Below are 14,577 nucleotides of genomic sequence, written 5' to 3'. Positions count from 1 at the left end.
TATCTATTTTGACCCTTCTTCCTATTTTACTAAACATTTTGCATTTAGAAAAGGTTATCGATTAAATAACAAGAAATCCTTGCCTTTATAATTAGGACAAGGATTTCTTGCTACTTAACATATTTCTTTTAATACGTTCGTACTGGTAAGATTAGTTGCAAAATTTGATCATTATCCACAGGTTTTATAATAAATGGTCGCATTGCTCCTGTGAATTCTATTTTTACTTGATCACTTTCCATAATTTTAAGCGCATCAATCATATATTTGGAACTAAAAGAGATTTTTAAATCTTCTCCTTCCATTCCTTTTATCGTAATTTCTTCCTCTACCTTACCAATTTCAGGAGAATTACTTGTGATTTCTACCACTTCATTCCCTTTTGTTTCTAAGCGAACAACATTATTTTGACTTTCACGAGCTAATAGTGAAGCCCTGTCGACTGATTGTAATAATGTTTTAGTGTCTGCATGAATAATCGTTTTACTTTGATCTGGAATCAAACGGGATGTCTCAGGATACTTACCTTCTAGTAATCTCGTGACAAAATATAAATGCTCTGCTTGAAATGCAATTTGATTTTCTCCTACTTGGATCTCTATCTTTTCATCTGTATCTTCTAATATTTTGTTTAATTCATTCAAGCTTTTTCCTGGAATAACCACTTGACTAAAGCTCAAATTTGCTTGATCAACCTCTAAAGGGATCTTTCTTGCAGCTAAGCGGTGGCTATCTGTAGCAATAAAATGTAAGTGATCATCTTCTACTTTAATATTTACCCCAGTTAAAATTGGTCTTGTCTCTGAAGTAGACACCGCAAATACGGTTTGTCTAATCATATTTTTCAATAAATCATTCGGTAATGAAAAACTGGAATCAGATTGAAGTAATGGTAAATGTGGATACTCCTCTGCATCTTGACCATTTAAATGGAATTCAGCATGTCCTGAGCGAATACTTAGTTGTAATTTATCATCACTTTCTATTTCTACCATTTCATTTGGTAATTTTCGAATAATCTCTGGGAAATATTTTGCATGTAATACGATACTTCCAGGAACGATTTCATCAATTAGAATAATTCCTTCTTCTTCCTTAGGAATAACTGCTTCGATCGTAATATCAGAATCGCTTCCTGTTAATTTTACTTGCGTTTCTGTAGCTTCAATTTTTATCCCCGTTAAGATAGGGATGGTTGTTTTTTGAGAGATTGCTTTCATTACGTGTTGGACACTTTCAATTAAGCGATCACGATTCATAATAATTTTCATTCTTTAATTCCTCCTGAGGGAAGTATATTTATTATTATTATTAATAAAATATAGTAGTAATAGTAATAGGGCCTGTGAATATGTGGATAAGTGGATAATTATAATGGGAAATCAAGTTATCCACCTGTTAATAAGTTGTTGCTAAGTGTGAACAAGTTATCCACCGTATCCACAGAGCTTTTTTGTTAATAGAATTTAATTTTAAAAAAAGTGCATTAATAAAGAAAGAGTATACGATACAACATTAAAAAAACTAATCAACATTTATGAAAGGATAAATAAGTTTTGATCTTTAAAATTAGTGTTTTAATTGTTCTTTAATATCTTCTATTTCTCTATTTAATTGAGTATCAGTTGCGATTAACTTAGATATCTTCTCATGCGCATGAATGACGGTCGTATGGTCTCTTCCACCAAATTCCTCTCCAATTTTAGGCAAGGAATAATCGGTTAGTTCTCTGGATAGGTACATCGCAATTTGTCTAGGAAAAGCGATGGACTTCGTTCTTTTTTTTGCTACAAATTCTTCTAATTTAATTTGAAATTTATTCCCGACAACTTCTTGGATCGCATGGATCGTAATGGTTTTAGGTCTAGAAGTAGGAATAATATCCTTTAAAGCTTCTGCTGCTAGAGAAGCATCAATATCTTTATTTATAAGAGAGGAATAAGCGACTACTCGAATAAGTGCACCTTCTAATTCTCTAATATTCGTATCAATTTGGTTGGCAATGTATAGCATGACTTCATTGGTAATATCAAGTCCTTCTGCTTTTGCCTTTTTTCTTAAAATGGCAATTCTTGTTTCTAAATCAGGAGGAGTAATATCTGTAATTAAGCCCCATTCAAAACGTGATCGTAAACGGTCTTCGAGTGTTGGTATTTCTTTTGGAGGACGATCACTAGAAATAATAATTTGTTTATTTTCTTCATGTAATGTATTAAACGTATGAAAAAATTCTTCCTGTGTTTGTTCTTTTCCAGCTAGAAATTGAATATCATCTATTAATAACACATCTACATTTCGATATTTATTTCTGAAATTCACTGCTTTGTTATCTCTAATAGAATTAATAAATTCATTGGTGAATTTTTCAGATGATAAATAAACTACTTTTGCAGATGGATTATGATCTAATACATAATGGCCTATGGCGTGCATTAAGTGCGTTTTTCCTAATCCAACACCACCATATATAAATAAAGGATTATAAGCTTTTGCTGGTGCTTCTGCAACCGCAAGTGAAGCAGCATGCGCAAAACGGTTACCAGAACCAATAACAAATGTATCAAATGTATATTTATTATTTAGCATTGATTTTGGTGAATCCTGAGAATCATTCGATGGATGTACAGGTTTTTGTTTTTTTACAGGTATTTCTTCATCCAATTCTTTCGACGATTCAGGAATAACAAATTTTGTTTTAAGTGTTGCTCCGGTAAGATCATAAAGTGCTTCCGATATAAGGTCAGTGTAACGGGATTCTAACCAATCTCTCGTAAATTCATTTGGAGCAGATATGATTAAGGTATCATCTTGTAATTGATCCACCGATGTATTTTTCAACCAGGTGTCATAGCTTGGTTTACTTACTTTTTCTTTGATAGCCTCTAATGTATTACTCCAAAGTTCTTCTAAATTTTCCAAACACAATTCACCCCTTTCTGTTCGATTCTCTTTTTATCTCCTGTGGATAATTATAACCCGATAAAAAAGAGGAAAACTAGTTAATTAAGTTTTCCACATGATTGTGTATAAGTTTAAACACACCTTGTTGACGATTGTCCACACTTTATCCACAGGCTGTGGATAAGAAGAAGTGGATGATAAATTATTTACAAGTCAAAGCACAAATATGATACCAAAGAAATGCAGATATTGCAATGGGTTTTCGACAGTTATCCACAACTTCTACAGGTTGTGCTTAATTTCTATCCACACTACTATATTTTGTGATTAAATTGTCGATAACTGGGTGGGAAAGTCGAAATTAGTAGCATGAAATTATCCACAGGCTTTGTTAATCGAAATCTGTACTATTACAGGTTATTAAAAATTAATAGGTAAAATAATATTATTTCTGAGATGACATTGACAGATGACAATGTTGTTCCGTATAATAAATAAGACTGTCTAATTGATTTTTGAGACTCAAATTCCTCAGGGAGGTGTATATAGAATGAAACGCACATTTCAACCAAATAATCGTAAACGTAAAAAGGTTCATGGATTCCGTGCACGTATGAGTACGAAAAACGGCCGTAACGTATTAGCTCGTCGCCGTAAAAAAGGAAGAAAAGTATTATCAGCTTAGGCCACTGAAATGTCAGTGGTCTTTTTCCATTATTTTATTGATTAAATAGTGGATGAGGAAAGTGTCGATCGGTAATTGGAGGCGAATATGCGATGAAAAAAGCATATAGAATAAAGAAAGATAGAGAGTTTCAATATGTATTCAAGCAAGGATCTTCCTTTGCCAATCGTCAATTAGTTCTCTATTATATAAAAAAAAATGACCAAAAACATTTTCGTGTAGGCTTGTCTGTAAGTAAAAAGATTGGTAATGCTGTGATGCGGAACCAAATCAAACGTTACTTAAGACAGGCTTTTCACGAATTAGATAATGAAATGCATCAAGAATATGATTTAATTATCATAGCCAGGCAGCCAACGAAAGATATGGATTTTCATCAAATTAAAAAGAGCTTGAAGCACCTTTTATATAAAACTGGGCTTCTTTTATAACTATAGATTTTTATAACTAATTAGATAAAATATATCTATTAATATGTACAAAGATTGAATTTTAATAAAAATATAGAACATAGCTAGTAATCATAAGGCTATTAGTGATAAAATAAAAAATTATGAATAGCTTACATAATGGACGAAGTATGAAGGAGGATCACGATGCGAAAAAAGGTCTTATTATTGATGGCCTTGGTAGGAATATTGGCATTACTTTCTGGATGTACAGAGATTGATCAAGATATTACTCCTGATAGTGAAGGGATATGGAATCAATATTTTGTTTATCCACTATCTTGGTTAATTGTTAAAGTTGCTGAGTTTTTCCAAGCAGAATATGGATACGGTTTATCGATTGTAATTGTTACAATTTTAATTCGATTCTTGTTATTACCTTTAAACATTAAACAATTAAAAAGTTCAAAAGCGATGCAAGAAATTCAACCCGAATTACAAAAGGTTAGAGAAAAGTATAGCTCTAAAGATCAGGAAACACAGCAAAAATTGCAAAAAGAAACAATGGAGCTTTTCCAAAAGAACGGGGTAAATCCATTAGCAGGTTGCTTACCTATACTTGTGCAAATGCCAATTCTAATTGCGTTCTATCATGCAATTATGCGTACAGGTGCATTAGATAATCACGATTTCTTATGGTTCCAACTAGACTCACCAGATCCTTATTATATTTTACCGGTATTAACCGCCGGATTTACGTACTTACAACAAAAATTGATGATGGCTGGAACAACGATGCAACAAAATTCCATGTTGCCACAAATGACAATGATGTTGTACTTAATGCCAGTGATGATTGGTATTTTTGCAATTTTCTTCCCTTCCGCATTGGCGCTTTATTGGGTAGTAGGTAATATATTCATGGTTCTACAAACATTGCTTATAAAAAATCCAATGATGAAGAAAAATGAAGTGACTACAGGAGGAAATAAATAGTGAGACAAGTGACTGCTACCGGACTATCAGTTGAAGAAGCGGTTCAATCAGCATTAAAGCAGTTAAACATCACAGAGAACCAGGCGACTATTGATGTAATTGAAGAAGGTAAAAAAGGTTTCTTAGGATTATTTGGTTCAAAGAGAGCGATTGTAAAGGTTTCGATGAATGAAGATCCTGTCAAAAAAGCTGAAAAGTATTTAGCAGGAATTGTGAATCAATTTGATATTGATATTTCGATTGAATCTTCCATAAAAGATAATGTAGTTACTTATCATTTATCAGGGGAAAAAATAGCTATTCTTATTGGTAAAAGAGCGCAAACCTTAAATGCACTTCAATATTTGGTACAATTAGTGATTAATAGAGAATCTAACAAGTACTATACAGTTATTGTAGATGCTGAAGGTTATCGTAAACGCCGTGAGGATACCTTGGTGCAGCTCGCTAATCGAAAAGCAAGCCAAGTCGTCGAGAGAAAAAGAGATGTAAAGCTAGAACCCATGCCATCTTTTGAAAGAAAAATTATTCACACCGCATTACAGAATAATAGAGCAGTGAAAACTTTTTCAGATGGTGTCGAACCAAATCGTTACGTCGTAATACGATCTGTATAAATAGACAAGCATTACACTTCGGTGTAGTGCTTTTTTTATGGAAACTATTAAAAGGTAAAAAGATTTAATATCTTTTATTTATCCACAGGTCTTTATTCGGTTGATTTATAGGATGTAAAAGGAAAAATAATATAGATTATCCACATGTGGATAAAACTACTTGTAGTTTTTTTTGAAAAAGTCATGTGGATATCTTTCCAATTGACTGTAGTTTGTGGTAATCTAATAAGTTAGTGACACTAAAAATTACAGATTTAAAAATAGATATTAATTATAATGTAAGGAGGTGTAAGGATATGGACCAGGATACAATCGCAGCAATATCAACTCCAATCGGAGAAGGTGCCATTGCAATTGTTCGATTAAGTGGTGAGGAAGCAATAAAAATTGCAAATGAGTTATTTAAAGGACAAGATCTTAGGGAGGTAAAATCCCATACGATTCATTATGGTAAAATTGTCGATCCTTCAACAAAAGAACAAGTAGAAGAGGTTATGGTAAGTGTCATGCGTGCGCCAAAAACATTTACCACAGAGGATGTTGTGGAGATAAATTGTCATGGTGGATTAGCTTCTGTTAATCGATTATTGGAATTAGCACTTTTACAAGGAGCAAGACTTGCAGAGCCTGGTGAGTTTACAAAACGAGCTTTCTTGAATGGTCGTATTGATTTATCTCAAGCAGAAGCGGTAATGGACTTAATTCGTGCTAAGACAGACAAAGCAATGAATGTCGCATTAAAACAATTAGACGGGAAATTATCTCAACTTGTAGGGTCCTTACGTCAACAGCTTATCGAAACGGTGGCACATGTTGAGGTAAATATTGATTATCCAGAGTATGATGATGTGGAAGAAATGTCGAATCATATGTTAATTGAACGAACAGATGCTGTTTATGAAGAGGTTGAGAAACTTCTTAAAATGGCTAAGCAGGGGAAAATCTTGAGAGAAGGTTTAGCAACTGCTATCATTGGAAGGCCTAATGTAGGAAAATCCTCATTACTCAATGCCTTTGTTCAGGAAACAAAAGCAATCGTGACGGATATTCCAGGTACGACAAGAGATGTGATTGAAGAGTATGTAAATATCAGAGGAGTGCCACTTCGATTAGTGGATACTGCTGGTATACGCGAAACGGAAGATATCGTCGAACGTATTGGTGTAGAAAGATCCAGAAAGGCTTTAAAAGAAGCTGATTTAATTTTATTTGTTCTAAACTATGGAGAAGCATTATCAGAAGAGGATAAAAAGCTTTTTGAAGCAGTAGAAGGTTTAGAGTGTATTGTGATTATAAACAAAACAGATCTCAAGCAGAACTTAAATATAGATGAAGTAAAAAAGTATGCAGGTGACAAAAAAATTATCTCTACAAGCCTAATTAAGGATAAAGGAATGAATGAATTAGAAGAAGCAATTGCAGATACTTTTTTTGCTGGAGAATTAGATGCTGGAGACTTGTCCTATGTATCGAATGTTAGACACATTCAGCTGTTAAAGCAAACATTACAAGCATTGGAAGATGCGAAAGAAGCAATGGAAGCAAATATGCCGATTGATCTCGTTCAAATAGATGTTACAAGAGCTTGGGAATTACTTGGTGAAATCGTTGGTGATACAGTTCAAGATAGCTTAATCGATCAATTATTTTCACAATTTTGTTTAGGAAAATAGTGTATAAACATTGTTTATACAATAAAAAAAGGAAGGAGCTTTCATATGACAACTTATGAAGCGGGAAATTATGATGTAATTGTCATTGGTGCGGGTCATGCTGGAGTAGAGGCTGCGTATGCAGCTGCCAAGCGCGGAGCAAGCACATTGATGTTGACGATGAACTTAGATATGATCGCGTTTATGCCCTGTAATCCTTCCATAGGAGGACCAGCTAAAGGTATCGTGGTTCGTGAAATTGATGCTTTAGGTGGTTTAATGGGGAAAGTAATAGATAAAACGTATATTCAAATGAGAATGTTGAATACAGGAAAAGGTCCTGCGGTAAGAGCACTACGCGCACAAGCAGATAAGCCATTGTATATACAGGAAATGAAGCGGTTATTAGAGAATGAAGAAAATTTAACATTGCGTCAAGCAATGGTGGAAGAACTTATTGTAGAGAACGATGAAATTAAAGGGGTTATAACGGAAACCAATGCGATTTATCGAGCGTCATCCGTAATCATAACCACAGGTACCTTCATGAGAGGCCGTGTGATAATAGGAGATATATCTTATGAGAGTGGACCGAATAACCAACGTGCGAGTGTCAAATTAGCTGAAAACCTAGAAAAAATCGGCTTTGACCTTGTACGCTTTAAAACAGGTACACCTCCTCGTGTTAATAATCATACGATTGATTATTCAAAAACTGAAATACAGCCTGGTGATGATAATCCACAGCATTTTTCGTATGAAACGACAGAAGCTATTTTGGATCAAATTCCTTGCTGGTTAACGTATACGAATGAAGGAACGCATGAAATCATTAATGAAAACTTAGGTCTCTCAGCGATGTATTCTGGTATGATCAAGGGAACTGGACCAAGATATTGTCCATCTATTGAGGATAAGATTGTACGGTTCCATGATAAGCCACGTCACCAAATATTCTTGGAGCCAGAAGGACGTAATACAGAAGAGGTATATGTACAAGGCTTATCTACCTCATTACCTGAATACGTGCAGCACAAAATAATTAGAAGTATACCTGGTTTAGAAGAGGCAGAAATTATGCGTGCAGGATATGCCATTGAGTATGATGCAGTGGTACCAACGCAATTATGGCCAACACTAGAAGTGAAAAAGACAGCTGGTCTATTTACTGCAGGACAGATTAATGGTACTTCTGGATATGAAGAAGCAGCAGGACAAGGGATTATGGCAGGGATTAACGCTGCATCGAGGGCATTAAATAAGGAAAGTGTTATTTTAGACCGTTCTCAAGCCTATATTGGTGTCCTTATCGATGATTTAGTGACAAAGGGGACTAGTGAGCCATATCGCTTATTAACTTCTAGAGCTGAATATCGTTTACTATTAAGACATGATAATGCTGATCTAAGATTAACCGATATTGGCTATAACTTAGGTCTAATATCTGAAGAAAGATACCAACGATTCTTACAAAAGAAAGAGTGGATCGACCAAGAAAAAGACCGCTTGAAAAAATGTCAGTTAAAACCGAATGATAAATTACAAGCGATGGTTGAGGAAGTAGGGGGAACAAGATTAAAAGATGGTATTAAAGCATACGATCTTTTAAAGCGACCTGAAGTCAGTTATGCATTTATAGAAAAAGTGACACCTTCTGACCAAGAATTACCATTTGAGGTAAAAGAACAAGTGGAAATCCAAGTGAAATATGAGGGTTATATTTCCAAGTCAAATCAACAAGTAGAACGCTTGAAAAAAATGGAAAATAAAGTTATACCAGAAGGAATAGATTATGATGATATAGGTGGTATAGCTACAGAAGCAAAAGAAAAGTTTAAAAAAGTAAGGCCATTATCTGTAGCACAGGCATCTCGGATTTCTGGTGTGAATCCTGCTGATATTTCTATTCTTTTGGTGTATATTGAACAAGGCAAGGTTGCAAAAGCAGCTAATAGATAATGTTTTAAGAAAGGAAACAGTCAATGAATCTTGAAACCTTTAAGAAAAGCTTAGAAAAAGAAGGTATCGTTTTATCGGATAAGCAAGTACAACAATTTGAAACCTATTACGAGCTTTTAGTGGAATGGAATCAAAAAATGAATTTAACAGCAATCACTGACAAAGAAGAAGTATTTTTAAAGCATTTTTATGATTCTATTTCAGCAGCTTTTTATTTCGACTTTAATCAGCCTATTCATTTGTGTGATGTAGGGGCAGGCGCTGGCTTTCCTAGCATCCCTTTAAAGATTTGTTTTCCTGAAATACAGGTTACTATTGTAGATTCCTTGCAAAAAAGGATTACATTCCTCAATCATTTAGCAGCTTCACTAGAGCTTACAGGTGTTTCTTTTTATCATGATCGGGCAGAGCTGTTTGCTAAAAATGATAAATTCAGACACAAGTTTCAGGTTGTATTAGGTAGAGCGGTTGCTAAAATGGCCGTTCTAAGTGAATTGTGCTTACCTTTATGTGAAACGAAAGGAACTTTTATTGCAATGAAGGGTCCAAAAGTAGAAGAGGAATTAATGGAGGCAAAAAATGCAATAGAATTACTTGGTGGGGAAATTAACCATGTTACTTCTTTTGAACTTCCAAATAACAATGGAGAAAGAAATATTGTTTTCATTGATAAAAAAAGAAAAACACCAAAGCAATACCCGAGAAAACCAGGGACACCAAATAAAAATCCATTAACTTAAAGTTCACTTTAATAGAGGGTGTTTCATATAAAAAAGGGAGGTACCAAAATATTGGTGCTTCTCTTTTTTTATGTGCTCACCAAATTATTTAGACTTGAGTTGAGCAAGTCGCAATTTTAAAAAAGAGTGAAATTTAATGTTGATAATTATTATTTTTTTGTGTTTTATTCCATATAGTTACGATTTTTTAATTGATATGTGATAAAATAAAAGAGGTTATGATCATCGGATCAATGTTTCACGTGAAACATTTGAAATAGGTAAAGTTAATTTAAGGTGGTGTTTGAAGTATGTTACACCCATTTAGTCGATTATTTGGCTTAGGAGATAAGGAAGAGCACGAGGTAGAAGATGACCAGGAAGCTTATCATCCTGATGAGGTTATGGAGATTCCTCTTGAACTAATAGAAGCAAACCGGTTTCAACCTCGTACTATTTTTAGTCAGGAAAAGATAGAAGAATTGGCTCAAACCATACATACCCATGGATTGATTCAACCGATTGTACTTAGAAAAGTTGAAGATGCCGATACAGAAAAGTACGAGCTTATTGCTGGTGAAAGAAGATGGCGTGCTGCTAACCATTTAGAATGGAAGACTATCCCGGCAATTATTCGCAACATGAGTGACAAAGAAACAGCTTCGGTTGCTTTAATAGAGAATTTACAGCGAGAAGAATTAACCGTTATTGAAGAGGCAAAAGCGTACGAGAGTTTACTAGAATTACATCAGCTAACGCAAGAAGCACTAGCACAAAGGTTAGGTAAAAACCAATCAACAATTGCGAATAAAATGAGGTTATTAAAACTACCAGAAGAAGTTCAAGTAGCAATTTTAAATAAACAAATTACCGAACGTCATGCTAGAGCATTAATTGCATTAAAAGACTCGGAAAAGCAAGAGAAGCTATTAGTAGAGATAATTGAAAAAGAGTTAAATGTAAAACAAACGGAAGCTCGCATAGAAAGAATGCTGTCCGATAAAAAACCGCAGAAGAAACCAAGGCTAAAAGGTGTTAATAAAGATATGCGAATTGCTATGAATACAATTCGTCAATCTATTAATATGGTTTCAGATACAGGTATGAATCTAGTAACCGACGAAGAAGATCATGATGACTATTATCAAATAACCATTAAGATTCCAAAGAAAAAGTAGCATAGCTCCCATCTAAACAGAAATGGATGGGTATTTTTTCTTGCTTCACAACTTCAGTATAGGTTGGAGAACGCTTATACTTTTATAAAAGTATGAGCGTTTTATGATGAAATTCAATAATATTAATAGATATATAGAAGAAACAGTCAATATAGCATAGACATTATCGAACTATTTAATCATTTTAAGATCAATAGAAAAATATTTCGTTCTAATAGAAAATAACATGATAAAATGATAGACAAAGAGACTTAGAGGTAGGTGACATCATGGGAAAAATAATAGCCGTTGCAAACCAAAAGGGAGGCGTCGGCAAAACCACATCATCGGTTAACTTGAGTGCTTGTTTAGCATATTTAGATAAAAAAGTATTAATGATCGATATTGATCCTCAAGGAAATGCGACGAGTGGGTTAGGAATTAATAAAGCAGATATGGATCAGTGTATCTACAATGTATTAGTTGATGATGCTGACGCAACTGATGTTATCGTACATACGGATGTGAATAATCTGGACATTATACCTGCCACAATTCAATTAGCAGGTGCTGAAATTGAATTAGTTTCTACTATTTCAAGAGAAGTCAGATTAAGTAAAGCGATAAGCAGTGTAAAAAACAACTATGACTACATTCTAATTGATTGTCCTCCTTCACTTGGGTTACTAACGATAAATGCTCTAACAGCAGCTGATACGGTATTAATCCCTGTGCAGTGTGAATATTATGCATTAGAAGGTTTGAGTCAACTATTAAACACAATACGATTAGTACAAAAGCATTTAAACACAGAGCTTATGATTGAAGGAGTTCTTTTAACCATGCTTGATGCACGTACTAATTTAGGAATTCAAGTAATTGAAGAAGTGAAAAAATATTTTAGAGATAAAGTATATAAATCGGTTATACCAAGGAATGTGAGGCTTAGTGAAGCTCCGAGTCATGGACAACCTATTATCACGTATGATCCAAAATCAAGAGGTGCAGAAGTATATCTTGACTTAGCAAAGGAAGTGATTGCCAATGGCGAAAGGGTTGGGGAAAGGAATTAACGCCTTCTTTCCAGAATTAGATGAAAATGATGAGCAAAAAATCCAAGAAGTTGAAGTAAAAGAGTGTAGACCAAATCCCTATCAGCCTAGAAAAGTATTTGATGCGGATGCGATTGAAGAACTAAAGGACTCTATCCTTGAATATGGCATTCTTCAACCTTTAATTGTAAGGAAAAGTATTAAAGGCTATGAGATTGTTATAGGTGAGAGAAGATTTAGAGCAGCAAAAGAAGCAGGTCTTAAAAAAGTTCCAGCTATAATTAAAGACTTAACCGATGAAAAAATGATGGAAGTTGCTCTATTAGAAAACCTTCAACGTGAAGATTTAACTCCTATTGAAGAAGCCTATGCTTATGAAAGATTAATGAAGGAACTCTCCATCACACAAGAACAATTATCTGCAAGATTAGGTAAAAGTAGATCGCATATCGCCAATATTGTCCGATTACTAAGTTTACCTAAAGAAGTAATTGCCTATATAAATAATGGAGAATTATCTATGGGGCAGGGGAGAGCATTATTAGGCTTAAAAGATAAGACAAAGCTTACTGCAGTTATCAAGCGAATTAGAGATGAAAGTTTAAATGTTAGACAAGTAGAGCAGCTTATCCAGCAAATCAATGATAAAAAACAAGAAGAAAAGAAAAAAGCAGTAAAAAAAGATGTGTTCATCGTAGAAAAAGAAAATGAATTACGCGATTATTTTGGAACAAGCGTTAAGATTCATAAAGGAAAGCGTAAAGGAAAAATAGAGATCGAATTTCTCTCAGATGAAGATCTAAATCGCATCCTTGAAATCCTTGAATAAATGATAGGTCTGATCATACATACGTGTTTGTATATGATCAGACCTTTTCTATGGATGAAAGCTATTGGAGTGAGTATATGGCATTATTAGGAACGCTCGTTAATGGAGCGTTAATTATTGTAGGTGTAGCCATCGGATTATTGTTTAGAAATATCCCGGAGCGAATGAAAGAAACAGTTTTATTTGGAATAGGCTTAGTCGTATTGCTATTAGGTATACAGATGGCTCTAGAAGGATCCAATATTGTATTAATCCTCCTAAGTGTATTATCAGGAGCAGTGATTGGTGAAAGCATGCAACTAGAGGAAAAATTAAATGCTATAGGACATTGGATTGAAAGCAAGGTTAGTATTAAAAACCAAGGAAATATCGCACAAGGATTTATCACAGCTACATTGATCTTCGTAATTGGAGCTATGGCAGTGATTGGCGCTCTCGATAGTGGACTAAGAAATGACCATGAGGTTTTAATAACAAAAGCTTTTCTAGATGGTTTTATGGCTCTTATTTTAACGAGTACGTTAGGATTTGGGGTAATATTCTCCGTGATTCCAGTGGTGTTATATCAAGGCTCCATAGCATTAGGAGCAGCCTATATTAACCAATGGATTCCACAAAGCGCAATGGAACTTTTTATAACGGAATTAACAGCAACAGGTGGTTTACTTATTATCGCCATTGGGCTTAATATTTTGCAAATAACTAAAATTAGAATTGCAAACCTACTACCTAGTATTTTGACCTTATTTTTATTTTGGAGCATCTATACCTTTATATTTTAATCTCATCTTGGCTTTTAAAAAGTTTGTTATTAAGGATAATACTGTCATGTTTTAATTGTAACAATATAAAAATTGTTCCTATTAAGCTAATAGTGAGGTATTCAAAAAAATAATATAACCACTTTTAAAGGGGGATTTAAAGCAAGTTTTATGAATATTTTATTGGTTTTCTTAGCAATAGCTTTGATTGGAATTGTTCTATATGTAACTATTAAAAGAAGGAAGCCCTGGAAATTCCTTGTTGTAATTTTAATAATAATCATAGGAATTTTATTTCTAACCGGCTTTCGCTTTACTGCATCCAGTGCATTACCTATCGGTTCTAGTGTCATAGAAGATATAAATACAAATTACGGTAAAGCAATATTATACGAAAATGTAAACGATAATACATTTGGATTAGCAAAAGTAAAACGCAACCTTGGATTTTTATATCATTACTCGGGCGGTACTTCTAAGTATGCTGTTGAAAGAAACAAACCCTTTCAAGTTGCTGGTTATGGAAGTAATGAAGAAGATGGGTTTATGATTGGCGTAAGAATTACTAATTCAGATATAAAATACATTGTAGTTGGTAATCATCTAAGAAATTTAACGCCAACAGACAAATACCACTTTAATTTGGAAACAGTTAAAAAATACTCCGATAGTTATCATATTGAAGAGGTGACTATTAATCATGCCTTTTTTGTTCTCAATGAGTACTCTGAGGAAACATGGACAATAAGGGCTTTAGATAAGGATGGCAATCTAATTGCAGATAAACTGTTTGGAATGGATGAAGTTAGGTATATTGATTGGTAACTTTTAAATTAATTTAACAAAAGTATAATCTTAGT

At 34.0% G+C, this 14,577-nt stretch carries 14 protein-coding genes; 12 read left to right on the top strand and 2 right to left on the bottom strand.

Features of this window, described 5'->3' with window-relative positions; translation table 11 throughout:
• Window positions 1-128 precede the first annotated feature (128 nt).
• A complete protein-coding gene (gene dnaN / locus DFR57_RS14425) occupies window positions 129-1,271 on the bottom strand; it encodes a DNA polymerase III subunit beta (RefSeq protein ID WP_114353922.1) in 1,143 nt (380 codons plus the stop codon).
• Window positions 1,272-1,569: 298 nt separating this feature from the next.
• A complete protein-coding gene (gene dnaA, locus DFR57_RS14420) occupies window positions 1,570-2,919 on the bottom strand; it encodes a chromosomal replication initiator protein DnaA (RefSeq protein WP_114353921.1) in 1,350 nt (449 codons plus the stop codon).
• Window positions 2,920-3,451: 532 nt separating this feature from the next.
• Here dnaA and rpmH point away from each other — a divergent pair.
• The 12 genes from rpmH (at window position 3,452) to DFR57_RS14360 (ending at window position 14,542) form a co-directional block, all read left to right on the top strand.
• Entirely contained in the window at window positions 3,452-3,586 is a 135-nt protein-coding gene (gene rpmH, locus DFR57_RS14415; RefSeq protein ID WP_114353920.1) for a 50S ribosomal protein L34, read from the top strand.
• 92 nt (window positions 3,587-3,678) lie between these two features.
• Window positions 3,679-4,017, top strand: coding sequence for a ribonuclease P protein component (rnpA, locus tag DFR57_RS14410; protein WP_114353919.1), 339 nt, complete (start codon window positions 3,679-3,681; stop codon window positions 4,015-4,017).
• 165 nt (window positions 4,018-4,182) lie between these two features.
• Entirely contained in the window at window positions 4,183-4,971 is a 789-nt protein-coding gene (spoIIIJ, locus tag DFR57_RS14405; RefSeq protein ID WP_114353918.1) for a YidC family membrane integrase SpoIIIJ, read from the top strand.
• A complete protein-coding gene (gene jag / locus DFR57_RS14400) occupies window positions 4,971-5,588 on the top strand; it encodes an RNA-binding cell elongation regulator Jag/EloR (RefSeq protein ID WP_114353917.1) in 618 nt (205 codons plus the stop codon). The genes spoIIIJ and jag overlap by 1 nt, the downstream gene beginning before the upstream one ends.
• 296 nt (window positions 5,589-5,884) lie before the next feature.
• Window positions 5,885-7,261 (top strand): tRNA uridine-5-carboxymethylaminomethyl(34) synthesis GTPase MnmE, encoded by a 1,377-nt coding sequence (gene mnmE / locus DFR57_RS14395; protein WP_114353916.1) that lies wholly within the window; start codon window positions 5,885-5,887, stop codon window positions 7,259-7,261.
• Between the two features lie 45 nt (window positions 7,262-7,306).
• Window positions 7,307-9,199 carry a tRNA uridine-5-carboxymethylaminomethyl(34) synthesis enzyme MnmG gene (gene mnmG / locus DFR57_RS14390; protein ID WP_114353915.1) on the top strand — a complete coding sequence of 631 codons (1,893 nt, stop codon included), beginning with the start codon at window positions 7,307-7,309 and terminating at the stop codon, window positions 9,197-9,199.
• A 23-nt stretch (window positions 9,200-9,222) separates the two neighbouring features.
• Window positions 9,223-9,939 carry a 16S rRNA (guanine(527)-N(7))-methyltransferase RsmG gene (gene rsmG / locus DFR57_RS14385; protein ID WP_114353914.1) on the top strand — a complete coding sequence of 239 codons (717 nt, stop codon included), beginning with the start codon at window positions 9,223-9,225 and terminating at the stop codon, window positions 9,937-9,939.
• 290 nt (window positions 9,940-10,229) lie between these two features.
• Window positions 10,230-11,096, top strand: coding sequence for a nucleoid occlusion protein (gene noc, locus DFR57_RS14380; protein ID WP_114353913.1), 867 nt, complete (start codon window positions 10,230-10,232; stop codon window positions 11,094-11,096).
• A gap of 269 nt (window positions 11,097-11,365) precedes the next feature.
• Window positions 11,366-12,148, top strand: coding sequence for a ParA family protein (locus tag DFR57_RS14375; protein ID WP_114353912.1), 783 nt, complete (start codon window positions 11,366-11,368; stop codon window positions 12,146-12,148).
• The gene (locus DFR57_RS14370; RefSeq protein WP_114353911.1) at window positions 12,120-12,956 is read left to right on the top strand and encodes a ParB/RepB/Spo0J family partition protein; all 837 of its coding nucleotides are present in this window, start codon (window positions 12,120-12,122) and stop codon (window positions 12,954-12,956) included. Before DFR57_RS14375 ends, DFR57_RS14370 begins: the two co-directional genes overlap by 29 nt.
• Window positions 12,957-13,033: 77 nt before the next feature.
• Entirely contained in the window at window positions 13,034-13,738 is a 705-nt protein-coding gene (locus DFR57_RS14365) for a DUF554 domain-containing protein (protein ID WP_114353910.1), read from the top strand.
• A 150-nt stretch (window positions 13,739-13,888) separates the two neighbouring features.
• Window positions 13,889-14,542 (top strand): hypothetical protein, encoded by a 654-nt coding sequence (locus DFR57_RS14360; RefSeq protein ID WP_114353909.1) that lies wholly within the window; start codon window positions 13,889-13,891, stop codon window positions 14,540-14,542.
• Window positions 14,543-14,577: the final 35 nt, after the last annotated feature.

Source organism: Saliterribacillus persicus (genome assembly GCF_003337485.1).
GTDB lineage: Bacteria > Bacillota > Bacilli > Bacillales > Amphibacillaceae > Saliterribacillus > Saliterribacillus persicus.
This window is presented reverse-complemented; position numbering and strand designations above follow the sequence as displayed.